Source organism: Micromonospora sp. NPDC049374, assembly GCF_040677165.1.
In the GTDB taxonomy this organism is placed as follows: domain Bacteria; phylum Actinomycetota; class Actinomycetes; order Mycobacteriales; family Micromonosporaceae; genus Micromonospora.
Genome location: NZ_JBFAQH010000007.1, coordinates 131806 through 156115 on the forward strand (window position 1 = coordinate 131806; position 24310 = coordinate 156115).

The following is a 24310-nucleotide window of genomic DNA, read 5'->3' on the forward strand; positions in this document are numbered from 1 at the left end:
GCATGAGCGCGCCCGTACGCATTGGAATCCTGTTCGGCGGCCCGTCGGCGGAGCACGACGTTTCCTGCGCCTCCGCGCTCGGCGTGGCCCGGGCGCTGGCCGGCGGCGGCTACCGCATCGTCGCCATCGGGGTCACCCGCGCTGGTGGGCTGCGGCTCGTCCCGGACGCGGCACTGTCCGGGTTCCTCGCCGGCACGGCATCCGAGCGGGCCATCGACGACCGGCTGACGGTGATCGGGCCGGCGGTGGAACTGCGGGCCGGGCCACGTTCCGGTACGGCGGTGGTGACCGGGATGGACGCGCCCGGCGCGGTGCACGCCGAGTTGGACGTGGTCTTCCCGGTGCTGCACGGCCCGTTCGGTGAGGACGGGGTGGTGCAGGGGGTGCTCGAATCCCTGGGCGTGCCGTACGTCGGGTGCGGCATCCTCGCCTCCGCCGTCGGGATGGACAAGGTGGCGATGAAGCGGGCGCTGCGGGCCGAGGGGGTGCCGATCACCCCGCACGTCTCCTTCGACGCGACCACGTACCGGACGACGGAGGATCCGGAGAAGCTGGTGCTCGGGCTGCGCCGCCCGCTGTTCGTCAAGCCGGCCCGGATGGGTTCCTCGATCGGCATCTCCCGGGTGGCCGAGGGTGATGATCTGGGAGCGGCGATCGAGGAGGCGCTGCGACACGACACGGTGGTCGTGGTGGAGCAGGGGGTCAGTGGCCGGGAACTGGAGTGTGGGGTGCTCGGCGGGACCCGTCCGGACGCGTCCGCGGTCGGCGAGGTACGGGTCAGCGGTGGCTGGTTCGACTACCGCCAGAAGTACTTCGGCGACACCGATCCGATGGTCGTCCCGGCTCCGCTGCCGCGGGAGGTGACCGAGCGGATCAGGGAGCTGTCGGTGCGGGCGTTCGCCGCGATCGGTGGCTGGGGCCTGGCCCGGGTCGACTTCCTCTACGACGAGGTCGCCGGCGAGTTGTACGTCAACGAGTTGAACACGATGCCCGGCTTCACCGCCCACTCGATGTACCCGAAGGTGTGGGCGGCGGCCGGCGTCGACTACCGGGAGATCCTGGACCGTCTCGTCGCGCTGGCCTTCGCCCGGCACGCGGAGCGGCCCGGCGGGGGAGGCGAGCGATGATCCTCCTCTGCGATCCGCGGGTCGCGGCGGTACGCGGCGTCGACGACGGTGAGCCGCTGGTCGACCTGCGCGAGGTCCCCGAGTTGCGGTTGGACGCGCGGGCGGCCGATCCGGCCGGCACGTACGCCCGAGTGCGCCGCCCGGTGGTGGACCGGTTGCTGGCGGCGCAACGCGCGCTGCCCGACGGGTTGCGCCTGCTGCTCGTCGAGGGGTACCGGCCCTATCAGGCGCAGCTGGACATCTTCACCGGCTACCAGGAGGAGTTGCGGCGGGCCCACCCGGACTGGTCGCCGGAGCGGTTGTACCGGGAGACCACCAAGTTCGTCTCGCCGGTGGAGGTGGCGCCGCACAGCACCGGTGGTGCGGTGGACCTGACGTTGTGCACAGTGGACGGCGTCGAACTGGACATGGGCACGGCGGTGGACGCCACCCCGGAGGCGAGTGACAACGCCTGCTTCACCGCCGCGTCGTCGATCGGCGCCGAGGCCCGCCGGCACCGGCAGATCATGGCTGCCGCCCTGCGCGGGGCCGGCCTGGTGAACTACCCCACCGAGTGGTGGCACTGGTCGTACGGGGATCGCTACTGGGCGTTGCTGACCGGTGCGCCGCACACCCGTTACGGACCGGTATGACCGGCGTTGCCGTTGATCAACTCGAAGTTTTGTTTTCGATAAGCGTCACCACGATGAACTGGAAAGCGCTCCCAGGCCGTACCAGCCCCCGAACAAGGTTGTGAGGACGGGAGGAACAGGTGAAGCTGCAGCGGAAGCACATGCTGGCGGCGGGGGTGGCGGTGGTCGCCGCGGCGACGGTGTCGGTGGGCACCGGACTCGGATTCGCTGACAGCGCACCGACCCGGCAGAGCGTCTGCGCGGGATCGATCACGTTCTCGGCCGAGACGGGCGCACCGGCCGCCACCAGCAACCAGTTCCCGGTCGGTACCCGGCTGCGGGTGACGAACCTCGACAACGACAAATCGGCCGAGGTGACCGTGGTCGGCCCGTCGGGCAGTTGCGTGCTGCTCAACGCCGCCGCGATGGAACTCGTCCGTGAGCCCGGCAAGAACGTGATCCGACGCAACGTGGTCGAGCGGATCGGCGATGCCGCCACGCAGCCGGGCGCGGGACAGCCGGGCGTGATCGGCGACCGCCCGGGCTCGGCCTCACCGCCGGCGGCCCGTCCGGTCGCCGGGTCGGCCTGCCAGGGCGCGATCACCTTCTTCGAGGAAGCCGCCGGACCGGCCGCGACGAGCGACCGCTTCCCGGTCGGTACCCGGTTGCGGGTGACCAACCTGGACAACAACAAGGCGACCACGGTCACCATCACCGGCCCCTCCGGCAGCTGTGTGCTGCTGAACTCCGCCGCGATGGAGCAGATCCGGGAGCCGGGCAAGAACCTGGTGCGCAACAACAACGTCGAGGTGCTGCGCTGAGCCTGCCGCCTCAGGGGAGGGCGCCCTGTCGGCCGGGGGCCCCTTCTGTCGGGGTCAGCCGAAGGCGGTGTCGAGGATGTCCAGGCCGCGGGTCAGTTCGTCGTCGGAGATGACAAGCGGCGGCAGGAAGCGCAGCACATTGCCGTACGTGCCACAGGTGAGAGTGAGCAGACCACCGGCGTGGCAGGCCGCCGAGACCGCCGCCGTGGCGGTCGGGTCGGGAGTCAGGGTGCCCGGCGTGACGATCTCCACGGCGAGCATCGCGCCGCGCCCGCGTACCTCGGCGATCCGCGGGTCGCGGGCGGCGACGGCCCGTAGCCGGTCGCCCAGCACCGCCCCGATCCGCCGGGCCGCCCCGGCCAGGTCCAGTTCCCGCATGGTCTCGATGGCGGCCAGCGCGGCGGCGCAGGCGATCGGATTGCCTCCGTAGGTGCCGCTGAGCCCGCCGACGTGCACCGCGTCCATCAGTTCCGCCCGGCCGGTGACCGCGGCCAGGGGCAGCCCACCGGCGATGCCCTTGGCCAGGGTCACCAGGTCCGGCTCGACGTCCTCGTGCTGGCAGGCGAACCAGTCGCCGGTGCGGCAGAACCCGGTCTGGATCTCGTCGGCGACGAAGACCGCCCCGGCCGCCGTCGCCCACGTGCGCAGCGCCGGCAGGAAACCCGCCGCCGGTACGACGAAACCGCCCTCGCCCTGGATCGGCTCGATCAGCAGCGCGGCGACGTTCTCCGCACCGACCTGCTTCTCGATGGTCTCGATGGCGCGGGCCGCCGCCGTGGCGCCGTCGAGACCACCATCGCGCAACGGGTAAGACATCGGCACCCGGTAGATCTCCCCGGCGAACGGCCCGAACCGGTGCTTGTACGGCATGTTCTTCGCGGCCAACGCCATCGTCAGGTTGGTCCGCCCGTGGTACGCGTGGTCGAAGACCACCACCGCCGGTCGTCCGGTGGCGTGCCGGGCGATCTTCACCGCGTTCTCCACCGCCTCGGCACCCGAGTTGAACAGCGCCGAACGCTTCTCGAACCCGCCCGGGGTCAGCGTGTTGAGCTGCTCGCAGACCGCCACGTACGACTCGTACGGTGCGACCATGAAGCAGGTGTGGGTCAACCGTTCGACCTGTGCCCGGACGGCCTCGACCACCCTCGGCGCGGAGTTGCCCACGGTGGTGACCGCGATGCCGGCGGCGAAGTCGATCCACTGGCGGCCGTCGACGTCGGTGAGGGTACCGCCGGCGGCGGAGTCCACGTAGGACGTGATGACGCTGCCGACACCCCGGGCCACGGCGGAACCGCGCCGCTTGTGCAGCTCCGCTGAAGAGGTCATAGGGCTGTGCCTTCTTTCGTTCGCGACTGCGGGGCTCGCAACCCCGGCTCACTCCTCGCGCTCACGGAGTCGTCTTTCGTTCGCGACTGCGGGGCTCGCAACCCCGGCTCACTCCTCGCGCTCACTAGCCCTCGATGTTGTGCATGACGTGCTTGATCCGGGTGTAGTCCTCCAGGCTGTAGACGGAGAGGTCCTTGCCGTGCCCGGAGTGCTTGAAGCCGCCGTGCGGCATCTCGGAGATGAACGGGATGTGGGTGTTCACCCAGACGCAGCCGAAGTCGAGCCGCCGGGTCATCCGCATCGCCCGCCCGTGGTCCCGGGTCCAGACCGAGGCGGACAGGCCGTAGTCGACGCCGTTGGCCCAGCGGACGGCCTCGTCCTCGTCGGAGAAGCGCTGCACGGTGATGACCGGCCCGAAAACCTCGTCCTGGACGATCTCGTCGTCCTGCCGTACGCCGGAGACCACGGTCGGGGCGTGGAAGTACCCGCGCTCGCCGACCTGGGTCCCCCCGGTCTGCACCGTGGCGTGGTCTGGCAGCCGGTCCAGGAAGCCGCGTACCCGGGCCAACTGGTTGGCGTTGTTGAGCGGGCCGTAGAGGATGTCGGTGTCGTCCGGTGCGCCGGTCCTCGTGTTGCGGGCCTGCTCGGTGAGGGCGGCCACGAAGTCTTCGTGGACGCCGGGTCCGGTGAGCACCCGGGTGGCCGCGGTGCAGTCCTGGCCGGCGTTGAAGTAGCCGCCGACGGCGATCGCCTCGGCCGCCGCGGCGATGTCCGCATCGTCGAAGATCACCACTGGGGCCTTGCCGCCCAGTTCCAGGTGGGTCCGCTTGAGGTCGGGCGCGGCGGCTGCGGCGACCTCCATGCCGGCCCGGGTCGAACCGGTGATGGAGACCAGTTGCGGGGTGGGGTGCGCGACCAGGGCGCGGCCGGTGTCCCGGTCGCCGCAGACCACGTTGAACACGCCGGGTGGGAGGTGCTCGGCGGCGATCTCGGCGAGCAGCAGCGTCGACACCGGGGTGGTGTCCGAGGGCTTGAGGACCACGGTGTTGCCGGCCGCCAGCGCGGGAGCGATCTTCCAGACCGCCATCATCAGCGGGTAGTTCCAGGGAGTGACCTGCGCGCACACCCCGATCGGCTCGCGCCGGACGTACGAGGTGTGCCCGGCCAGGTACTCGCCGGCCGAACGACCTTCCAGCAGGCGGGCGGCGCCCGCGAAGAAGCGAAACTCGTCAACGGCCGGCGGCAGTTCCTCGTCGGCGGTGAGCTGCCGGGGCTTGCCGGTGTTGCGTACCTCCGCGTCGACCAGGTCGGCGGCCCGGGCCTCGACCGCGTCGGCGAGCTTGAGCAGCGCCTTCTGCCGCTCGGCCGGGGTGCTGTCCCGCCAGCCGGCGAAGGCGGTGGCGGCGGCCCGCATCGCGGCGTCCACGTCGGCGGTGCCGGAGACCGGTGTCTGGGCGAAGACCTCACCGGTGCACGGGTCGATCAGGTCGGCGTAGCCGCCGTCGACCGGCTCGACGTACTCGCCGTTGACGAAGTTGCGCAGCCTCTGCTTGTCACTCATGACTGGATCACTCCGAGGGGTCCGGGGTCTCGCTGCGGCGGTTATCGCAACCTTGCTGCCATCTTCGCTACTGAATTCGCGGCAGAAAAGGTTTGAGGCGACTGTTTTCGTCGGCTGGGCTGGTCGTCTAGGCTGCGCACGTGGAGCCCACAGCGTTCTTCGTCGCCGGCCGGCCCGCACACGGTGTCGACGAGGTGACCGTCCACCATCCCTACGACGGTCGCCCGGTCGGGCGTACCACAGTCGCCACCGCCGACCAGGTCGAGGCGGCCGTGGCGGCGGCGGCCGAGGTGGCCGCGAACGCCGCCGCGCTGCCCGCGTACGCCCGCGCGGCGGCCCTGGACCACGTCTCACGCCGCCTCGCCGAGCGGGCCGAGGAGGTGGCTCAGCTGATCACCGCCGAGAACGGCAAGCCGGTCAAGTGGTCGCGGGCCGAGGTGAGCCGGGCCAGCTCGACCTTTCGGTGGGCTGCCGAGGAGGCGCGTCGGTTCTCCGGTGAGCTGCAACGCCTCGACACCGACCCGGCCGCCACCGGGCGCATCGCCCTGGTCCGACGGGTGCCGAAGGGGCCGGTGCTGGGCATCACGCCGTTCAACTTCCCGCTGAACCTGGTGGCGCACAAGGTCGCCCCGGCCATCGCGGTCGGTGCGCCCATCGTCGTCAAACCGGCGCCGGCCACCCCGTTGTCCGCGCTGCTGCTGGGTGAGATCCTGGCCGAGACCGAGCTGCCAGAGGGTATGTTCTCGGTACTGCCGCTGCCCAACGAACGCGCCGCCGAGCTGGTCACCGATCCCCGGCTGCCCGTCGTCTCGTTCACCGGCTCCGGACCGGTCGGCACCGCGATCCGTCGCTCCGTACCCGACAAACACGTGACCCTTGAGCTGGGTGGGAACGCGGCGGTACTGATCTGTCAGGACTGGGCTGGTGACGAGGAGCTGACCTTCGCGGCGCACCGGGTCGCCACCTTCTCCAACTACCAGGCCGGCCAGTCGTGCATCGCCGTGCAGCGGGTCTACGTGCACGAGTGGCTCTACGACGGCTTTCTGCCCCGGCTGGTCGCGGCGGTCCGGGAGCTGCGTACCGGCGATCCGGCCGACCCGCTGACCGACGTCGGGCCACTGGTGTCCGAGGCCGCCGCCCGCCGGGTGGAGGCGTGGGTGGACGAGGCGGTGACGGCCGGCGCCACCATCGAGACCGGTGGCCGGCGCGACGGCGCGACCTACCCGCCCACCATCCTCAGTGGAGTTCCCCGGGACGCGAAGGTCCACGCCGAGGAGGTCTTCGGACCGGTGCTCGTCGTGGACCGGGTGGTCGACGACGTCGCCGGCTTCGCGGCGGTCAACGACTCGGCGTACGGGTTGCAGGCCGGTGTCTTCACCCACCGCCTCGACGTCGCCTTCGCCGCGGCGCGGACCCTCGAAGTGGGCGGAGTGATCGTCGGCGACGTGCCGTCCTACCGCGCCGACCAGATGCCGTACGGCGGCATCAAGGGCAGCGGCGTGGGTCGGGAGGGACTACGCAGCGCCATGGACGACTACACCGAGCCGCGCGTCGCCGTCCTGACCGGCCTGCGGCTCTGAGTGACCGGAGGCGCCTCGCGGCGGTCGCGGGGCTCCGACGACCGGCGGCCTCACCAACCGCCGTCGTCGCGTACCCGGGCCGGGGCGCGGCCGAGCAGCAGGGTGGTGAGCGCGGCGTCGAAGTCGACCCCGAGGAACCATTCACCGGCCTGGTCCAGCGCGAAGACCCGGCCCAGTTCGTCGGCGGCGATGATGCTGTGTCGGCTCTCGGTGCCGATCGGGAACAGCCGGGTGCCGAGCACCGCCGCGAAGTCGTGCAGCGACGCTGCGCTCGGGGCGAGCTGACGGGGGTGAATGCTGAAGCGTGAGATCCACACCTGCTCACCGGGGCCGCGCCGCCGGCTGAGCAGTCGCGGAAGGGCGTTGCGGGCGGCGGGCCCGTGCGTGCCGCCGCCGACCGCTCCGACCTGGTGATCGGCTGACCTCGCCTCGGCCTCATCGGCGAAGTGGGGCGGCCAACCGGCGGCGACCAGCGCCCGCGCCACCTCCGGAGGAAACCGGCCAGGCGTCGGGTCGGGAACCGGTTCCGGAAACCAGGGCTCGGTGCGGGCCCGTTCGGCGTGGGCCAGGACGTTGAACTCCACAAGCATGTTCAGGCAGGAGTCGCAGGGCCACTCGGCCGGCCCACCCTGCGGATCGCCCGGCTCCCGGACCTGGAACACTTCGACGCGGGCGGACGTCAGCAACTCCCTCGCGTCGCCCATAATCATGGCGGTGATGCCTTCGGCGGTGCGGCGATGGTCGTACTCGTGCAGGACGTCGGAGACCACGACGAACTCCGCGTGCCGAGCTCCGCCACGCACCAGGTGGCCGGCGGGCTGCTGGTCGAGGTACGCACGGACCAGCGGGTGATGGTTGAGTTCCACATCCCCCTTGACACCCTGAGCACTGAAAATCCGTCCTTCGACGGTGAGACGCGCGGTCGTGGTCGGCGCGGGCAACCGACGGATCTCGCGTAGCAGCTGCCCGGCCGGGTCCACGGTGCGCGGGGCCGGTGGGCCGGTGACCCGACTGCGGCGGTAGAGCCGCGCCACCACGTCGGGCGAGACCTGCGGCCAGGTGCTCACCTCGCCGGTCCGCTTGTCGACCACGGTCGTGGGCAGATCCCCGGGGTGCGACCTGACCTGCGTGGACACGGTGGAGGCGATGACGTAGCCGAGGTCGAACTCGGTGACCGTGGGTCGGCACTCGTGCCCCAGGCGCAGCGAGTCGCGGCGGGCCCATACCGCGGCGAGCTGCTCGGCCTGTTCGCGGTCGATCACACCCGAAACCTATCGGACTACGTCGTTGCGTGGCGCTGTGTGCGGTGGAGCCTACCGAGCGTGAGGCGAGCGGTCGTTCTGCCGCGCCGAACGGCGCGAGCGGTGCCGCCTGCGGGACTCGACAGGGGGCAATACGCTCGCGGAATGGCAACTCCGGAAGAGAAGGACGGTGACCGACGGCTCTGGGCCTGGCCGGTGGGGATGCTACTGGGCGTGGTGATCGGTGTGGCGGCCCTGGACGGTGCCGCCGGCATCGGCGTCGGGGTGGCCCTCGGCGTGGCTCTCGCCGTGGCTCTTGGCGCGACGGGAGGCGACGACGACGCGGACGGCGCCGACGACGCGGACGGCGCCGACGAGCCCGACCCCGGGAAGGGTCCGGACCGCGCGGCATGACCGCCGAGCGGGGCGCCCGACGTGGTGCGGCGCACATGCGGGGTGCTCGATGGCCAGCCGAGGACAGGCCCCGGTAGTAGCCTGACCGGCGTTCCCCCGTCGGGGGAGGAACGGTGGTTGATCATGTCGGTACGTCGGCACACGGCGCGGTTCGCGACGGTCTGCGTGTTCCTGGGCGCCCTGGTGGCGCTCGGAGGCGCACCCGCGCACGCCGACGAGGACCGGGTGCGGGTGCGTTCGGCGAGCAGCTTCACGGCGGGCCGTTCCGCCGAAAGCGTGACCGTCGAGGTGCGCAAGCGCACCGACGGGTGCGTGCGGGTGCGCGTCGCGCTGGGTCTCAGCCTGCCCGACGTACGGGCCGACCAGGTGGCGGTGCAGGCCAACGTGGGGGGTCGCTGGGTGCCGGTGGGGATCTCCGGGGCGGCGGGGCTGGTCACCACCGCACCGGTCGCCCCGGCCCGGGACGAGATCTGCAAGGGCAAGGGCGTGGCGATGCGGTACCGCGTCGCCTTCGCCGCGGATGCCCCCGGTGGTCGACTGGTGGTGACCGGTGAGGCGACCACGGCGCGGGGTGCCGTGCTGGGCCGGGCCGCCGCGTCGTCGCGGGTGGTCGGCGGGCGGGTTTCGGCGTCGCCCTCCCCGTCGCCCACGCCGTCGCCGTCGCCCAGCGAGGAGGTGGCCGAGGAACCGGCCGTCGAGGCCACACCCACCGTGGCGCTGGCCGCCGAGACGACGGACGATCTCGCCCAGACGGCCGATGAATCCTCCGGCGGGTCGCCGGTGATGTACTTCGGTATCGCCATGGTCGCCGCTGGCGCACTGCTCATCGGGCTGTTGATCCACCGCTCCCGCAAGGACCGCAAGGACCGTGGACGACCGGCCGACGGGTTCGAGATCCCGCCGTCGCGCAACCCGGGTGGCACCACCTACCGGTCCGGCGGTGGTCAAGGTGCCGCGCCGGTCGCACCCGTCCCGGGTGGCGTTCCGGTCCAACCGGGCCCGGGTGCCGTGCCGGCACCGCCGTCCGGCCTGGGGAGCGTGCCACCGGCAACCCCCGGTCAGCCGTACGGGACGGCTCGGCCCGGCACGCCACGGGTCTACGGCGGCACCGCGGCACCCCGCGCGACCGGCGGTGTGTACGGTGCCCGGCCGGCCGACCCGATCGAGGCGACCGGGCCGGGTGAACCGGTTGGGCCGACCCGCGCGGTCCCACCCGGCACGTCCGCCCGTGCGGCAGTGCCACCGGCGCGGATCGTCCCGCCCACCTCCGCCCCGCCGGCACCGTCGACGCCCGGCCTGGCCGTACCGCCCCCGGGCCTGTCGTCCGCGCCGCACCCGGGTCCGGCCGGGCCGACCTCGGGCCCACCGGCCGCGTCGCCCTCCGTGCCGCCGGCGGAGCCAGGTCAGGGCGAGGTGTCGGGGCACCCGGAACGGTCACCGGGCGCCGGGAAGGGTGACGAGCCGGAGTACGGGCGCGGGCTCGGCGGCTGAGCCGGGGCGGGTGCCGCCGCTCCGATACGCTCAGGTTCGTTGGCGACCCGCAGGCGAGGAGTGGAACCGGTGTCTGATCTGTCCCGGATCGTGAAGGCGTACGACGTCCGTGGAACGGTGCCGGACCAGTGGGACGAGCGTGTCGCCGGTGCCCTCGGAGTCGCCTTCGCCCAGATGCTCGACGCCGCCGGTGAGCCGGGGCAGGCGGTGCTGATCGGGCACGACATGCGGGCCTCCGGGCCCGGGCTGGCCGCCGCCTTCGCCACCGGGGTACGCGCCGAGGGCCGCCCGGTCATCGAGATCGGGCTCGCCTCGACCGACATGGTCTACTACGCCTCCGGTGCGCTCGGGCTGCCCGGCGCGATGTTCACCGCCAGCCACAACCCGGCCCAGTACAACGGCATCAAGCTCTGTCACGCCGGTGCGCGCCCGGTCGGGCAGGACAGCGGGCTGGCCGAGGTCCGCGACCGGGCTCAGGCCCTGCTCGACAAGGACGAGCCGATCGGCGAGCCGACCGCACCGACGCAGCGGCGCGACCTGCTGCCCGACTACGCGGCGCACCTGCGCACGCTTGTGGACCTCGCCGGCATCCGGCCGCTGACCGTGGTGGTCGACGCCGGCAACGGGATGGGCGGACACACCGTGCCGAGTGTGCTCGGCGACGCCGCCCTGGCGGCCCTGCCGCTGCGGATCGTGCCGCTGTACTTCGAACTCGACGGGACGTTCCCCAACCATGAGGCCAATCCGCTGGATCCGGCCAACCTGGTCGACCTGCAACGCGCGGTGGTGGCGCACGGCGCGGACATCGGCCTGGCGTTCGACGGAGACGCCGACCGCTGCTTCGTGGTGGACGAGCGCGGCGAGCCGGTCTCCCCGTCGGCGATCACCGCGTTGGTGGCGGCGCGGGAGTTGGCCAAACACCCCGGCTCCACGGTGATCCACAACCTGATCACCTCCAGCGCGGTGCCCGAGATCATTCGGGAGCACGGTGGTGAGCCGGTGGTGGCCCGGGTGGGTCACTCCTTCATCAAGGCCGAGATGGCGCGCACCAACGCGGTCTTCGGCGGAGAACACTCGGCGCACTACTACTTCCGGGACTTCTGGTTCGCCGACACCGGGATGCTGGCGGCGATGCACACCTTGGCGGCGCTCGGCGAGCAGCCGTTGCCGCTGTCCACGCTGGCCGCCGAGTACGAGCGGTACGTCGCCTCGGGCGAAATCAACTCGACGGTGGCCGACCAGACGGCCAAGGTGGCCGAGGTGCGTGCCGCGTACCCGGACGCCGAGGCGGACGAGATGGACGGTCTCACCCTGCGCTTCTCCGACGGGGCGTGGTTCAACCTGCGCGCCTCGAACACCGAGCCGTTGCTGCGGCTCAACGTCGAGGCACCGACCGCCGAGCGGATGACCGCGCTGCGCGACGAGGTGCTCGACCTAGTTCGCCGATAAGATCGCTCGCGCCGGTCGGCACCCCCGATCGGTGAAGCCGCACACGTGGAAGGAGCCGCGCAGTGGCCCTCGACCCGCAGTTGCTGGAAATCCTCGCCTGCCCGGACACACACCATGCCCCGCTGACCTACGACGCGCAGGCGCAGACGCTGACGTGCACCGAGTGCGGCCGGATCTTCGAGGTCCGCGATGACGTGCCGGTGCTGCTGCTGGACGAGGCGCGCGGCCCCGCGGAGGGATCGTGATCGACGGAACGGCCGGCGTCAGCGGCCACCGCAACGCCGACGAACGACTGCTCGACGACCCGCAGGCGCTCGCCGAGCGCGACCCGGGGGGCATGCTGCGGCACACCGCCTCGGCGGGTGCCCAGGTACGCGAGTCGGCCGCCCTGGCCGCCGAGGCGAACCTCTCCGTACTCGCCGACGACGGCCGGCCCCGGGCGGTCGTGATCGCCGGCATCGGCACCGCCGGACGGACCGGTGACGTGCTGGCCACGGTCGCCGGGCCGCGCTGCCCGGTGCCGGTCATCGCGCACCGCCTTGCCGGAGTGCCAGGCTGGGTCGGCGCGGCGGACGTGGTGATCGCGGTCAGCGCCTCCGGCCGCAGCCCGGAGGCGTTGGGTGCCGCCGAGGCGGCCCACCGCCGGGGCGCCCGGCTGGTCGCGGTGGGTCCGGCGGATTCGCAACTGCACTCGGTCGCCGAGCGGGCCCGCGCCCCCTTCATCCCGGTGCCCCGGCGGGCACCCGCCCGGGCCAGCCTCTGGGGGCTGACCGTGCCGGTCCTGCTCGCTGCCCGGGCGCTCGGCCTGGTCAAGGTCAACGAGGCGGATCTGGCGGAGACGGCGGCCCGGCTGGACGCCGACGCGGATCGCAGCCGCCCGACCGCGGAGTCCTTCGTCAATCCGGCGAAGTCCCTGGCCCTCGGGCTGGCCGGGTCGATCCCGATCGTGTGGGGCTCGTCGCCGCTGGCGGCGGTCGCCGCGCGTCGCTTCGGCGACACCCTGTCGGCCAACGCCCGGTACCCGGTGGTCACCGGAGCGCTGGGCGAGGCGGGTCGGGGCCGGGTCGGGCTGCTCGACGGCGTTTTCGGTGGCCTGGCCGAGGGGGAGCGGGACATCTTCGCCGATCCCGACGAGTCGGACGGTGAGGGCACCCGACTGCGGTTGGTGCTGCTGCGCGACGGTGGCCTGAACGCCGAGGACGACGCCGACGAGCCACTGGCCGTGGAGGAGCGGCGCGCGGACGCCGTGCAGACCCTCGCCGAGCGGCGGGGCGTACGGTGCGACGTGGTCACCGCCGAGGGCGGTTCGGCGCTGGAGCGGCTCGCCTCGCTGGTGGCGGTGCCGGACTTCGCGTCGATCTACCTGGCCCTGGCGCACGGCCTGGATCCGATGGCGGTGCCGGCGATCACCGAGATGAAGGAACTGGCCAACCAGTGAGCACGCAGGGTGGCATCAAGGCGATCATCGCCGCGCTGCTCGCCAACATCGGCATCGCCGTGACGAAGTTCGTGGCCTTCCTGTTGACGGGTTCGTCGTCGATGCTCGCCGAGTCCATCCACTCGGTCGCCGACTCGGGCAACCAGGCTCTGCTGCTGCTCGGTGGCAAGCGGGCCCGGCGGGCCGCCACCCCGCAACACCCGTTCGGCTACGGGCGGGAGCGCTACGTCTACGCGTTCATCGTCTCGATCGTGCTGTTCAGCCTGGGCGGTCTGTTCGCGCTCTACGAGGCGTGGCACAAGTGGTCCGACCCGCACGGCATCACCAGTTGGCAATGGGTGCCGGTGACCGTGCTGCTCGCGGCCATCGTGATGGAGTCGTTCTCCTTCCGTACCGCCATCAGGGAGTCGAACCTGGTCCGGGGCCGCGAGTCCTGGACCAGGTTCATCCGCCGGTCGAAGGCACCGGAGCTGCCGGTGGTGCTGCTGGAGGATCTCGGCGCGCTGGTCGGCCTGGTCTTCGCCCTGTTCGGGGTGGGCATGACCCTGGCCACCGGCAACGGCCGGTGGGACGCGGCCGGCACCGCGATGATCGGCCTGCTGCTGGTGACCATCGCGATCGTGCTCGCCGTGGAGACCAAGAGCCTGCTGCTGGGGGAGGGGGCCGAGCCGGCGGACGTCTCGGCCATCGAGCAGGCGGTCACCGCCGGCCCCGAGGTGGAGCGGATCATCCACATGAAGACGCTGTACCTCGGTCCGGAGGAGCTGATGGTGGCCGCGAAGATCGCGGTGTCGCGGTGCGAGAGCGCCGAGGAGGTGGCCCAGGGCATCGACGCGGTGGAGGAGCGGATCCGGGCTGCCGTGCCGGTCGCCCGGGTCATCTACCTCGAACCGGACATCTACCAGGCCCCGGCCGGGGCTTCCACCACGTTCGGGCCCGCTGGGAGCTGACCGGTGGAACCGCTGCACGGGCCGATCAAGGACTACGCCTGGGGCTCCCGCTCGGCGATCGCCGAACTTCAAGGGCGGCCGGCGCCGAGCGCGGTGCCCGAGGCGGAGCTGTGGCTCGGCGCGCATCCGTGCGCGCCGGCCGCCGTCGAGCGCGACGGTGGGCGGATCGCGCTCACCGAGGTGCTCGCCGCCGAGCCCGTCCGGTGGCTCGGCGGCCCGGTGCTCGACCGGTTCGGGCCCCGGCTGCCGTTCCTGCTCAAGGTGCTGGCTGCGGCGGCTCCGCTGAGCCTGCAGGCTCATCCGGACGCCGAACAGGCGCGGGCCGGTCACGCCGCCGAGCAGGCCCGCTCCGGTGGGCACCGCAACTACGTCGACCCGTTCCACAAGCCAGAGCTGCTGGTGGCGCTGGGGCCGATGGAGGCGCTGTGCGGGTTCCGGGACCCGGCTGCCTCGGCGCGGGCGCTCGCCGCGCTGGGCGTACCGCAGCTGCGGCCGGTGCTCGACGCGTTGGCCGCTGGGCCGGCGGGGCTGGCCGAGGCCGTACGCCTGCTGCTGGAGTGGCCGACGGCGGAGCGTGCCGGCCTGGTGGCGGCGGCCCGGGCGGCGGACGGCCCGGACGCTGACCTGGTGGCTCTGTTGGCCGAGGCGTATCCGGCCGACCCTGGGGTGCTGGTGGCGTTGCTGCTCAACCGGGTGCGGCTGGCTGCCGGTGAGGCGATCTGGATGCCGGCCGGGAACCTGCACGCCTACCTGCGTGGTACCGGCGTGGAGGTGATGGCCGCCAGCGACAACGTGCTGCGGGGCGGGCTGACCCCGAAGCACGTGGACGTGGCCGAACTGCTGCGGGTGCTCCGCTTCGAGGTGCTCGACCGGCCGGTGGTCGCGCCCCGGGAGGTCGCCGACGGGGTGGTGACCTGGCCGGTGCCGGTGGACGACTTCGCGCTGCACCGGGTGACCGTCGGCGACGGGCGGCGCGAGGTGACGCTGGCGGTGCCGGGTCCCCGGGTGGTGCTCTGCACCGCCGGCCGGATCACCGTGACCGACGGGGTGGCGCCAGTGACCCTCGGCCCCGGTCGGGCTGCGGTCGGACCGGCCGCTGGCGGTTCACTCACGGTCACCGGTGAGGGTGAGACGTACATCGCCTCGACCGGCCAGCTCTGATCTTCCACGACGTTGCTCGTTGACCGACAAGTCCGACTTTCCCGGAATAGCTTGACTCGACTCTTGCTCGGTGTGACTCTATGGGTGCGCAGCGTTATCGCGACGATGGTCCGAGAACGCGCGGGGGAACCAAACCGGGGGGATGCACGGGGCGGACGGAGATGGACGGCACACGTCCACACCGGCCGCCCCGTGCGCTGTCCGTAACCACCCCAACCGCGCGTCGTCAACGCGCGTAAGGTGGGAGGTTGCGCAGCACCATCGTCCGACAGGAGCTTTCATGACCAGCACCCTCCCGGCGTCCGCCAGCGGCACGTCGTCCGAGGTCCGGCCGCGTACTGTCGCCGAGGGCGACTACAAGGTGGCGGATCTGTCGCTCGCCGAGTTCGGGCGCAAGGAGATCCGCCTCGCCGAGCACGAGATGCCCGGCCTGATGGCGATCCGGCGTGAGTTCGCCGCCGCGCAGCCGCTCGCGGGAGCGCGGGTCACCGGGTCGCTGCACATGACGATCCAGACCGCCGTCCTGATCGAGACCCTGGTGGCGCTCGGCGCGCAGGTCCGCTGGGCGTCCTGCAACATCTTCTCCACCCAGGACCACGCCGCCGCCGCGATCGTCGTCGGCCCCGAGGGCACCGTCGACGCCCCGTCCGGTGTCCCGGTGTACGCCTGGAAGGGCGAGACCCTGGAGGAGTACTGGTGGTGCACCGAGCAGGTGCTCGACTGGCCCGACGGGGACGGCCCGAACATGATCCTGGACGACGGTGGCGACGCCACGCTGCTCGTCCACAAGGGCGCCGAGTTCGAGAAGGCCGGAGCCGTGCCGCCGGTCGAGTCCGCCGACTCCGAGGAGTACGCGGTCATCCTGGGTCTGCTGCACCGTTCGCTGGCCGCGAGCGGCCAGCGGTGGACGCGGATCGCCGCCGGCATCAAGGGCGTCACCGAGGAGACCACCACCGGCGTGCACCGGCTCTACGAGATGCACCGCGCCGGCACGCTGCTCTTCCCGGCGATCAACGTCAACGACTCGGTGACCAAGAGCAAGTTCGACAACAAGTACGGCTGCCGCCACTCGCTGATCGACGGCATCAACCGCGCCACCGACACGCTCATCGGCGGCAAGATGGCCGTCGTGTTCGGCTACGGCGACGTGGGCAAGGGCTGTGCCGAGTCGCTGCGCGGCCAGGGTGCCCGGGTCGTGGTGACCGAGGTCGACCCGATCTGCGCGCTCCAGGCGGCGATGGACGGCTACCAGGTCGCCACCATGGACGACGTGGTCGAGCAGGCCGACATCTTCATCACCGCCACCGGCTGCTACGACGTCATCACCAACGAGCACATGGCCCGGATGAAGCACCAGGCCATCGTCGGCAACATCGGCCACTTCGACAACGAGATCGACATGGCCGGTCTGGCGAAGCGCTCCGACGTCACCCGGGAGAACATCAAGCCGCAGGTCGACCTCTGGAAGTTCGACGACGGTCACGCGATCATCGTGCTCTCCGAGGGCCGCCTGCTGAACCTGGGCAATGCCACCGGCCACCCCAGCTTCGTCATGTCGAACTCGTTCGCCAACCAGACGATCGCCCAGATCGAGCTGTACACCAAGACCGACGAGTACCCGATCGGCGTGTACGTGCTGCCCAAGCACCTCGACGAGAAGGTCGCCCGGCTGCACCTGGACGCGCTCGGCGCCAAGCTGACCACGCTCTCCAAGGAGCAGGCCGCCTACCTCGGCGTCGCCGTGGAGGGCCCGTTCAAGCCGGACCACTACCGCTACTGAGCATCGACGTCACCTCCGGGGCCGACCGCAGCGGCCGACCCCGGAGGTGGCCGTCCGGGGTCGCCCTGGGGGGCGACCCCGGAGGTGGCTTTCCGGTGCGCTGTGGCGTCGGCGGTGGCTCTCCGGGGCGCGGGCGCGGCGCCGGCTGGCGCCGTGGTCCGGCTGGTCAGCGGGGACGGCGGTGGCGGGTGGGGCGGACCCAGGTCCAGACACACCAGAGCAGCCAGGCCACGGAGACCAGCGCCGCCAGCGCACGCAGCCGTAGCGCGCTGAGCAGCAGCACGACCGCGAGCACCGCCAGCCACGGCCCGAAAGCCCTCATCCCGACCTCCCAGGTTCATCGACGGACGCGGTGACCCGGAACTGCGGCCACAGCGCCTCGGTGAGCGCGCGTTCACCGGCGAGGAGGCGGCGGGCCCGACGGTGCCGCTCGGCGATGACGGCGGCCAGCCAGGCCACCTCCGACCGCCCGGCCGGTGGTGGCGGACTGGTCACCGCTGCCACCTGCTGCCACAGCAGCCGGGCCAACTCGCCGCGGGCCGGTTCGCTGAACCCGTTCGCCCGCGCCAGGTACTGCCGGACGGCGAGCGCCAGGCCCGCGTCCAACCGGCTCAGGTCCAGGGAGTACGCCCAACCGGCCAGCTCCGGCACCGTCGCCGGAACCGGCCGCCACCTCGTCGCGGATCGGGTGTGCACCACCAGGGTGCCCGCCGCCAGGTCGCCAAGACGCCGGCCACGGGCGTCGCTGAGCATCACGGTCAGCCCGACCGCCCAGGACAGCAGCGGCAGCACCAGACCCGGCCACTCCACGGCGACCCCGACCAGCGCCCGGGTCAGCGACTGCCGGAACCCGACGGGGGCGCCGTCGAGGCTGACCACCCGCAACCCGACCGCCGCCTTGCCCGGTGTCCGGCCGTCGTTGAACCGTTCGCAGAGCACCGGATAGCCGACCAGCAGCAGGACGAGCCCGACGGTGAGCAGGGCGCGTTCCATCGCCACGTCCAGCACCCCGTACGGCAGAGCGGCCAGGACCAGCCCGGTCAGCGCGGCGAGCAGCAGCCCGGCCACCAGCTGCACCAGCACGTCGAGCAGGAGGGCGAGCGCCCGGGAGCCGATCCGTGCGGCCCGCACGTCCAGCTCGACCGCCTCGCCGGTGACCAGCCCGGCGTCGCCCCAACCCGAGGCGGTCCACGCTCGCGCCGCTGTGCTCACCCCGACAGTGAACACTATGATCGCGCGGTCGGAGGTGGCCGGTGGATGTCGACGCGTACGTCGCGGAGCACGGCGGGCAGTGGCGTCGGCTGAATCAGCTCTGTGGTCAGCGACGGCTCGAACCGGCCGAGGTCGACGAGCTGGTCGCGCTCTACCAGCGGGCCACCACTCAACTGTCGGTGCTGCGTAGCCGCTCGCCGGACCCGGCGCTGGTCGGCGAGCTGTCCCAGGTGGTGCTTCGGGCGCGGGCGCGGCTCACCGACCGGCCCCGACCCTCCTGGGCGGCCGTACGGCAATTCCTGCTGGCCGGCCTGCCCGGTGCGATCTGGCGGGCGGCGCCGTGGTGGTGTGCGGTGGCGACCGCCTTCACCCTGCTCACCTTCACCCTGATGTGGTTCGTGGCGGACAACCCGGAGACGGCGGCGGCATTCATCGGCGACGAGGAGGCCGCCAACCTGGTCGAGTCCGGCTTCGCCGGCTACTACACGGAGTTCTCCGCGCCGACGTTCGCCTTCCACCTGTGGACGCACAACGCCTGGTTGGCGGCGAAGTGCCTGGCGGCGGGGGTGCTGATCGTGCCCGTCGGCTACCTGCTCTGGCAGAACGCGATCAACATCGGCGTGGTCGGCGGGGTGATGGTCTCCTACGGCCGGGCGGACGTCTTCTTCGGCCTGATCACCCCGCACGGCCTGCTGGAGCTGACCGGCGTGTTCGTCGCCGCCGGGGTGGGACTGCGCATCGGGTGGGCGTGGATCGCACCGCCGGTGCAGTTGACCCGGGGGCAGGCGGTGGCTCGGGCGGGACGCGACGGCGTGCTGGTCGCCGTCGGCCTGGTCGCCCTCTTCGCCGTCGCAGCGTTGATCGAGGCCTTCATCACCCCCGCCCCCCTGCCGACCCCCCTGCGCATCGCCGTGGGCGCCACCACCTGGCTCGCCTTCCTCGCCTACGTCCTCCTCCTCGGCCCCCACACCCCCACCGACACTCCTGTCGATCATGAAGTTGTTACCCGCGACACGCCGCCCGAGTGGCAATAACTTCATGATCAATCGGGTGGGTGGGCGGGGTCAGAGTTGGGCTTTGGATTTCAGGGTCAGGTAGGCGTCGGCCAGGGCGGGGGCCAGGTGGGGGGCGGGGGCGTCGACCACGGTGACGTTGTGGCGGGTCAGGGCCTGGGTCAGGCGGTCGCGTTCGGCGAACGTGCGCCAGGCGGCGGCTGCGGCGTACGCGTCCGCCGGACGTCGCGGGGGTGCGGCGGTGAGCTGGGCCAGCACCGGATCCTGTGCCGCGGCCACCAACACCCGGTGCCGGGCGGCCAGCCGGGGCAGCACCGGCAGCAGGCCCTCGCCGAGCGCGCCCGGTTCCAGGGCGGTGAGCAGCACCACCAGGCTGCGCGGGCGGTGCCGCCGGAGCAACTCGCCCGCGATCAGCCGGAAGTCGGTCTCGACCAGCGCGGGTTGCAGCGGGGCCAACGCGTGCGCCAGCCGGTTCCACTGCCCCGGCCGCTCGGCACCACCCACCGAGGCCCGGGGCACGGCGTCCGCCGCGAGCACGTCCACCCGGTCACCGGCCCGCGCCGCCAACGCGCTGAGCAGCAGCGCCGCCTCGATCGAGGCGTCCAACCGCGGCTCGTCGCCCACCCGCACCGCCGAGGTACGCCCGGTGTCCAGCACACAGACCAGCCGCCGGTCCCGCTCCGGACGCCAGGTGCGGACCAGCACCTCGGCCTGCCGGGCGCTGGCTCGCCAGTCGATGGAACGCACGTCGTCGCCGGACACGTACTCCCGCAACGCGTCGAACTCGGTGCCCGGTCCGCGTCCCCGACCGACCTGTGTGCCGTCGATGACGCGCAGCCGCGACAGCCGCTCCGGCAGGTGCCGGCGCGAGTCGAAGCGGGGCAGCACCCGTAGGGTCCACGGCGGCGTGCCCGGCCGGCCACCCCACTGTCGGTACGCCAGCCCGAGCGGCCCGAACGAGCGGACGGTCAGGGCCACGGCGGGCCGGTCGCCCCGGCGGGTGGGGGTGAGGTGGCTGGGCAGCGCGAGTACCTCACCGGGTGCGGCCCGCACCACCCGGGTCGGCGGCACCTCCGGCCGGGCACCGGCCGAGGGCACCCAGGCGTCACGGACCCGGGCGCGCAGCGGCCGGCCGGAGGTGTTGTGCAGGTACAGGGTGACCGTGGCGGTACCGCCGAGCCGTACGGCCCGGTCACCGGCCCGTTCGGCGGTCAGCGCCCGCAGCGGCACGGCGAGCGTCAGGTCGAGTCCGACCAGCAGCAGCACCACGCCGACCATCACCGCCACCCCGACGAAGGGTGCCGGCCATGCCGGCAGGGTCAGCGCCCCTGCCGCCAGCAGCGCCGCCACCCGCCAGGTCATCGCGGCGTCGGCACGGTGGCCAGCACCGTGTCCAGGACGGGGTCCACCCCGACGCCCTCAAGTTCGGCCTCCGGTCGCAGGCGCAGCCGGTGCCGCAGGGTCGGTCGCGCCATCGCCTTGACGTCGTCGGGCACCACATGATCGCGTCCGTTCAGCCACGCCCACGCCTTCGCGGTGCCGAGCAGGGCCGTCGCACCGCGCGGCGAGGCGCCCAGTTCCAGCGCCGGGGTGGCGCGGGTGGCCCGGCACAGGTCGACGACGTAGCCGAGCAGCGGGTCGGCGACGTGCACGCGGCCCACCGCCGCTCGTGCGGCGGCGAGGTCGGCCGCGTCCGCCACCGGGCGTACGCCGGCTGCGGTCAGATCCCGGGGATCGAAACCGGCGTGGTGGGCCCGGATCACACCCAGTTCCTCGTCCCGGCTGGGCAGCGGCACGGTGAGTTTGAGCAGGAACCGGTCGAGCTGAGCCTCCGGCAGCGGATAGGTGCCCTCGTACTCCACCGGGTTCTGGGTGGCGGCGACGATGAACGGATCGGGCAGCACGCGTTGCTCGCCCTCGACGGTGACCTGCCGTTCCTCCATCACCTCCAGCAGCGCGGACTGGGTCTTCGGTGGCGTGCGGTTGATCTCGTCGGCGAGCAGCAGGTTGGTGAAGACCGGCCCCTCCCGGAAGGTGAACGCCGCGGTTCGCGCGTCGAAGACCATCGAGCCGGTGACGTCGCCGGGCATCAGGTCGGGAGTGAACTGCACCCGCCGCGAGGTCAGGTCCAGCGCGGCGGCCACGGTACGCACCAGCAGCGTCTTCGCGACCCCCGGCACGCCTTCGAGCAGCACGTGACCACGGCAGAGCAGGGCGACGATCAGCCCGGTGACCACGCCCTCCTGACCCACGACCGCCTTGGCCACCTCGGCGCGTAGCCGGTGCAGCGCGGCCCGGGTGGGGTCGGCGGCGAGCTGGTCCACGGTCATCGCGGGTCGGGTCACCGGGGGTCTCCTTCGGATCGGGGCTTCGGCAGCCGGGGCGGGGCCGGCGGGTCGGCGACGGGCTGCGCGGGCCTCGACCCGCCGGCGCGCGTCACGCGGTCCAGATCACCGGCCAGCTCCAGCAGGTCCCGGTCGGTTCGCGGCGCGTCGCCGTAGAGCAACTCGTGGATGGCGTCGGGCCGGTCGCCGGTGCCGGCGGCCACGGTCGCCGCCACCGTGGCGGGCGGCGCCGCGGCGGGCAGGTGCACCCGTCGTGCCAGCCGGGCGAGCGTCGCGGTCCGGAGCACCCGGGCGGTACTCTCCCGGGCCCCCGCCCGCTGGTAGAGCCGGCCCCGGCCGAGGACCGTCTCGGCGGCGGGCACGGACACCGGCAGGGGTTCCGGCGTGGGCGGGCCGAGACGGCGGGCCCGGCCGATGGCGATCAGCAGCGCCGCCAGGCCGAGTTGCAGCAGCAGCGCCCAGAACCACGGCGGGAAGGCCGACCAGAGCGGGTTGGGCTCCCCGGAGGAGCCTCGTGAGCCGGGGCCGGACGCCTCACCACCCGGACGGCCACCCGGTGCGGTCTCGCCGCTCTCGTCGCTGTCCAGGTCCTCCGGTCCGCCGGGTTCGTCGCCGTCGTCGTCGCGCTCCGGCAGCGGCCGGGTGGGTGCAGGGCTGGGTTCGGGTGGCGGCGGCGCCGGGCCGTCCAGGTCGAGCCAGACCACCCGGCCGGAGGTGGCGAGCAGGCCGGTGGCGAAGGCGAGGTTTTCCCATTCGTCGATCCGGCCGTTGCGGAACGGGTCGCTGGCACCCACCACCACGCTCTCCGCGGCTCCGGGCAGGCGGGCCAGCCCGCCGGCGTAGCAGAGATCGACGCTGCCGGGAGCGCCGGTCGATGCGTACCGCTGGCGGGCGACGGCGGCCGTGGCGGCGGGCGCGACCTCGGCCAGTGGGCAGGACCGGTCGACGTCGTGCGGTGACACGGCCCGGGTCGCCCACCGCCGGCCCGTCGGGCGCAGCGGCAGCCCGGCGGCGGCCAGCACCCGCCGGGGCGGGTCGACCAGCACCAGCCGGGTGCCTCCGGGCAGCAGACCCAGGTAGCCGACGGTGCGCGGGTGCAGCAACTCGGGCGCCGGAACGAACAGGGTGGCCGGGCCGGGCCGGGTGGCCAGCAACGCCCGGAGCGTGTCGGTCTCCCGCTGCACCGCCACCCCGCGCTCGCCCAGGCTGGCGGCGAGCCGGCTGCCACCGTGGTCACCGGTCACCACCGGGGAGAGGAAGCCCCGGTCGGTCTGGTCCGGCTGGTCGATCTCACGGGTGACCAGCGTGACGGCCATCAGCAGCACCCCCACCAGCACCGGAACGATGATCCGGTGGCGACGCCCGCGTACGCTCACCGGTCGGTGTCCGTTGCGAGCGGGGCCGCGGCGAGCAGGTCTCCCAGCTGGCCGGCGTGGTCGCGCATCCGGTGATCGTGCTCGGCGGTGGCCGGGCGCTGGGCGTACCACACCTCCGAGAAGATGCCGGCGGCGGCGGTCAGTGGCGGTCCGGCCGGTGGGTGGTTGGCGGCGGCCTCGGTGACCACCTCGGCGACGGTCATGCCGGGCCGGACCTGCACCACGTGCCGGTCGGTGAGCTGGTGGAGCATGACGCGCAACCGCTCACGGACCGCCTCGTCGTAGCGGCCCTCGGCGGCCAGCCGGTCGGCCACCACGACGGTGCCGACCGGACCCGCGGACGGCGGTGGGGCGACGGTCACCGGCGGCGCGGTCGCCGGCTTCCGTTTCTCGCCCCCGGTGCGGCGGCGTCGGCGAGGCCGGGGAAGTCGGCGGGGCAGCCAGGCGGGGAAGGTGTACCAGGCCGTCGCGGTCAGCGCCGTGGCCAGCACCAGCAGCAGCGCGACCAGCGGCAGTGGCAGGTGGTCGCCGAGGGCGGCGGTGGTCTCGGTCCACCACCGGCTGACGCTCATCCGCCGACCGCCAGCAGGTCCGTGGCGCGCGGTGCGGCGGGCGCGCGGGCGAGCCGGATGTCCAGGCCCTCGCTGCGGATCCGGGTCTCCAGGTGTACGACCGCGTCCAGGCAGGCCAGCGCGGCGTAGGCGACCGCGTTCACGGCCGCCCAGACCAGCATCGCCACGGCATTGGCCCAGCTCTCGGCGACCAGGTCGAGCTCGGTCAGCCCGGTGAACAACCCCCAGCCGAGCCCGACCCGGATGATCCACCAGACGAGGTATCCGAGTAGCCGCAGCGCGGCGGCCCGCCCGGTCAGGCGCAGCGCCAGCGCGACGGAGCGGTTGATCGCGCGTACCGGTGCGACCCGGTCGACCACCAGCGCCGGTGCCACCGCGCCCAGCAGGGCGAATCCGACGAACCAGGCGGGGCCGAGCAGGGACGCGAGCAGCATGACCGCGCCGACCGCGGGGCAGAGCAGGACGGTGGCGCCCCACCGGCCGCCGGGCCGCCAGGCGTCCGTGGCGGTGGCGCGGCGGCCGACCAGCGCGCCGGCGGCGGCGTGGGCGGCCGGGTTGCCGAGCAACAGAATGATCATTGCCTCGGTCGCCGCGCCGAGAGCGAGCAGGAACCAGAAGATGCCGAACTCGCTCAGGCCGGACGCCCACCACAGCGGCCCGGTGGCACCCACGACGGTCCGCAGGGGCAGCAGCAGGAGTTGTTCGCCGGCGGCCAGCACGGCGGCGAGGGGAAGCAGGACCGACGCCTGACCGCGCAACAGCAGCACCGCGGAGTCGAGCAGTTCCCCGCTGGTGAGCGGGCGGCCGGGGAGTACGACGGTCGGGCCTGTTTCGGGCACGCG

23 protein-coding genes are annotated in these 24310 nt (G+C 72.9%); 13 read left to right on the forward strand and 10 right to left on the reverse strand.

Annotation, left to right across the window (positions count from 1 at the left end):
* The first annotated feature begins 2 nt into the window (after positions 1-2).
* The 3 genes from AB0J93_RS14325 (at position 3) to AB0J93_RS14335 (ending at position 2559) form a co-directional block, all read left to right on the forward strand.
* Entirely contained in the window at positions 3-1127 is a 1125-nt protein-coding gene (locus AB0J93_RS14325) for a D-alanine--D-alanine ligase family protein (RefSeq protein WP_363921769.1), read from the forward strand.
* Entirely contained in the window at positions 1124-1759 is a 636-nt protein-coding gene (locus AB0J93_RS14330) for a M15 family metallopeptidase (RefSeq protein WP_363921771.1), read from the forward strand. Before AB0J93_RS14325 ends, AB0J93_RS14330 begins: the two co-directional genes overlap by 4 nt.
* A 119-nt stretch (positions 1760-1878) precedes the next feature.
* The gene (locus AB0J93_RS14335) at positions 1879-2559 is read left to right on the forward strand and encodes a hypothetical protein (RefSeq protein WP_363921773.1); all 681 of its coding nucleotides are present in this window, start codon (positions 1879-1881) and stop codon (positions 2557-2559) included.
* Positions 2560-2613: 54 nt separating this feature from the next.
* Here AB0J93_RS14335 and gabT read toward each other — a convergent pair whose 3' ends face one another.
* The gene (gene gabT / locus AB0J93_RS14340; RefSeq protein ID WP_363921775.1) at positions 2614-3885 is read right to left on the reverse strand and encodes a 4-aminobutyrate--2-oxoglutarate transaminase; all 1272 of its coding nucleotides are present in this window, start codon (positions 3883-3885) and stop codon (positions 2614-2616) included.
* 124 nt (positions 3886-4009) lie between these two features.
* Positions 4010-5446, reverse strand: a complete 1437-nt coding sequence (locus tag AB0J93_RS14345) for a gamma-aminobutyraldehyde dehydrogenase (RefSeq protein ID WP_363921777.1) — start codon at positions 5444-5446, stop codon at positions 4010-4012.
* A 140-nt stretch (positions 5447-5586) separates the two neighbouring features.
* Here AB0J93_RS14345 and AB0J93_RS14350 point away from each other — a divergent pair, with 140 nt between their 5' ends.
* Positions 5587-7026: an aldehyde dehydrogenase family protein gene (locus AB0J93_RS14350; RefSeq protein ID WP_363921779.1), complete on the forward strand. Its 1440-nt coding sequence runs from the start codon at positions 5587-5589 to the stop codon at positions 7024-7026.
* A gap of 50 nt (positions 7027-7076) precedes the next feature.
* Here the strand turns inward: AB0J93_RS14350 and AB0J93_RS14355 are convergent, their stop codons facing one another.
* On the reverse strand, positions 7077-8288 hold the full coding sequence (locus tag AB0J93_RS14355) for a YwqJ-related putative deaminase (protein WP_363921781.1): 1212 nt from the start codon (positions 8286-8288) through the stop codon (positions 7077-7079).
* Between the two features lie 144 nt (positions 8289-8432).
* Between AB0J93_RS14355 and AB0J93_RS14360 the strand changes: the two genes are divergently transcribed.
* The 8 genes from AB0J93_RS14360 (at position 8433) to ahcY (ending at position 16950) form a co-directional block, all read left to right on the forward strand.
* Complete coding sequence (locus AB0J93_RS14360; protein ID WP_363921783.1) at positions 8433-8681, forward strand: hypothetical protein; 249 nt, start codon at positions 8433-8435, stop codon at positions 8679-8681.
* A gap of 123 nt (positions 8682-8804) precedes the next feature.
* Complete coding sequence (locus tag AB0J93_RS14365; RefSeq protein ID WP_363921785.1) at positions 8805-10172, forward strand: hypothetical protein; 1368 nt, start codon at positions 8805-8807, stop codon at positions 10170-10172.
* Between the two features lie 69 nt (positions 10173-10241).
* A complete protein-coding gene (locus AB0J93_RS14370) occupies positions 10242-11621 on the forward strand; it encodes a phosphomannomutase/phosphoglucomutase (RefSeq protein WP_363921787.1) in 1380 nt (459 codons plus the stop codon).
* Between the two features lie 62 nt (positions 11622-11683).
* Positions 11684-11866 carry a Trm112 family protein gene (locus tag AB0J93_RS14375; RefSeq protein WP_203991675.1) on the forward strand — a complete coding sequence of 61 codons (183 nt, stop codon included), beginning with the start codon at positions 11684-11686 and terminating at the stop codon, positions 11864-11866.
* On the forward strand, positions 11863-13059 hold the full coding sequence (locus tag AB0J93_RS14380) for an SIS domain-containing protein (RefSeq protein WP_099847458.1): 1197 nt from the start codon (positions 11863-11865) through the stop codon (positions 13057-13059). The genes AB0J93_RS14375 and AB0J93_RS14380 overlap by 4 nt, the downstream gene beginning before the upstream one ends.
* Positions 13056-14009, forward strand: a complete 954-nt coding sequence (locus tag AB0J93_RS14385; RefSeq protein ID WP_363921790.1) for a cation diffusion facilitator family transporter — start codon at positions 13056-13058, stop codon at positions 14007-14009. The genes AB0J93_RS14380 and AB0J93_RS14385 overlap by 4 nt, the downstream gene beginning before the upstream one ends.
* A 3-nt stretch (positions 14010-14012) precedes the next feature.
* Positions 14013-15170, forward strand: a complete 1158-nt coding sequence (gene manA / locus AB0J93_RS14390) for a mannose-6-phosphate isomerase, class I (RefSeq protein ID WP_363921792.1) — start codon at positions 14013-14015, stop codon at positions 15168-15170.
* Between the two features lie 280 nt (positions 15171-15450).
* Positions 15451-16950 carry an adenosylhomocysteinase gene (ahcY, locus tag AB0J93_RS14395; RefSeq protein ID WP_363921794.1) on the forward strand — a complete coding sequence of 500 codons (1500 nt, stop codon included), beginning with the start codon at positions 15451-15453 and terminating at the stop codon, positions 16948-16950.
* Between the two features lie 166 nt (positions 16951-17116).
* Here ahcY and AB0J93_RS14400 read toward each other — a convergent pair whose 3' ends face one another.
* Together AB0J93_RS14400 and AB0J93_RS14405 are read right to left on the reverse strand one after the other, a co-directional pair.
* Positions 17117-17272, reverse strand: a complete 156-nt coding sequence (locus tag AB0J93_RS14400) for a hypothetical protein (protein ID WP_363921796.1) — start codon at positions 17270-17272, stop codon at positions 17117-17119.
* The gene (locus AB0J93_RS14405; protein ID WP_363921798.1) at positions 17269-18162 is read right to left on the reverse strand and encodes an RDD family protein; all 894 of its coding nucleotides are present in this window, start codon (positions 18160-18162) and stop codon (positions 17269-17271) included. The genes AB0J93_RS14400 and AB0J93_RS14405 overlap by 4 nt, the downstream gene beginning before the upstream one ends.
* Positions 18163-18203: 41 nt before the next feature.
* Here AB0J93_RS14405 and AB0J93_RS14410 point away from each other — a divergent pair, with 41 nt between their 5' ends.
* Positions 18204-19196 (forward strand): stage II sporulation protein M, encoded by a 993-nt coding sequence (locus AB0J93_RS14410; protein ID WP_363921800.1) that lies wholly within the window; start codon positions 18204-18206, stop codon positions 19194-19196.
* A gap of 30 nt (positions 19197-19226) precedes the next feature.
* Here AB0J93_RS14410 and AB0J93_RS14415 read toward each other — a convergent pair whose 3' ends face one another.
* The 5 genes from AB0J93_RS14415 to AB0J93_RS14435 are packed head-to-tail and all read right to left on the reverse strand — an operon-like array spanning position 19227 to position 24307.
* Positions 19227-20537 (reverse strand): DUF58 domain-containing protein, encoded by a 1311-nt coding sequence (locus AB0J93_RS14415; RefSeq protein ID WP_363921802.1) that lies wholly within the window; start codon positions 20535-20537, stop codon positions 19227-19229.
* Positions 20534-21505, reverse strand: a complete 972-nt coding sequence (locus tag AB0J93_RS14420) for a MoxR family ATPase (protein WP_363922055.1) — start codon at positions 21503-21505, stop codon at positions 20534-20536. The genes AB0J93_RS14415 and AB0J93_RS14420 overlap by 4 nt, the downstream gene beginning before the upstream one ends.
* A gap of 11 nt (positions 21506-21516) precedes the next feature.
* Positions 21517-22896 (reverse strand): DUF4350 domain-containing protein, encoded by a 1380-nt coding sequence (locus AB0J93_RS14425; RefSeq protein ID WP_363921804.1) that lies wholly within the window; start codon positions 22894-22896, stop codon positions 21517-21519.
* On the reverse strand, positions 22893-23468 hold the full coding sequence (locus AB0J93_RS14430; RefSeq protein ID WP_363921806.1) for a DUF4129 domain-containing protein: 576 nt from the start codon (positions 23466-23468) through the stop codon (positions 22893-22895). The genes AB0J93_RS14425 and AB0J93_RS14430 overlap by 4 nt, the downstream gene beginning before the upstream one ends.
* The gene (locus AB0J93_RS14435) at positions 23465-24307 is read right to left on the reverse strand and encodes a hypothetical protein (RefSeq protein WP_363921808.1); all 843 of its coding nucleotides are present in this window, start codon (positions 24305-24307) and stop codon (positions 23465-23467) included. Before AB0J93_RS14435 ends, AB0J93_RS14430 begins: the two co-directional genes overlap by 4 nt.
* Positions 24308-24310 lie beyond the last annotated feature (3 nt).

Bases quoted from the DNA above. Each gene is read 5' to 3' on its own strand.
- gabT (WP_363921775.1), bottom strand. From the start codon at position 3,885: ATGACCTCTTCAGCGGAGCTGCACAAGCGGCGCGGTTCCGCCGTGGCC.
- AB0J93_RS14420 (WP_363922055.1), bottom strand. From the start codon at position 21,505: ATGACCGTGGACCAGCTCGCCGCCGACCCCACCCGGGCCGCGCTGCAC.
- ahcY (WP_363921794.1), top strand. From the start codon at position 15,451: ATGACCAGCACCCTCCCGGCGTCCGCCAGCGGCACGTCGTCCGAGGTC.
- AB0J93_RS14430 (WP_363921806.1), bottom strand. From the start codon at position 23,468: ATGAGCGTCAGCCGGTGGTGGACCGAGACCACCGCCGCCCTCGGCGAC.
- AB0J93_RS14345 (WP_363921777.1), bottom strand. From the start codon at position 5,446: ATGAGTGACAAGCAGAGGCTGCGCAACTTCGTCAACGGCGAGTACGTC.
- AB0J93_RS14400 (WP_363921796.1), bottom strand. From the start codon at position 17,272: ATGAGGGCTTTCGGGCCGTGGCTGGCGGTGCTCGCGGTCGTGCTGCTG.
- AB0J93_RS14330 (WP_363921771.1), top strand. From the start codon at position 1,124: ATGATCCTCCTCTGCGATCCGCGGGTCGCGGCGGTACGCGGCGTCGAC.
- AB0J93_RS14415 (WP_363921802.1), bottom strand. From the start codon at position 20,537: ATGACCTGGCGGGTGGCGGCGCTGCTGGCGGCAGGGGCGCTGACCCTG.
- AB0J93_RS14360 (WP_363921783.1), top strand. From the start codon at position 8,433: ATGGCAACTCCGGAAGAGAAGGACGGTGACCGACGGCTCTGGGCCTGG.
- AB0J93_RS14365 (WP_363921785.1), top strand. From the start codon at position 8,805: ATGTCGGTACGTCGGCACACGGCGCGGTTCGCGACGGTCTGCGTGTTC.
- AB0J93_RS14325 (WP_363921769.1), top strand. From the start codon at position 3: ATGAGCGCGCCCGTACGCATTGGAATCCTGTTCGGCGGCCCGTCGGCG.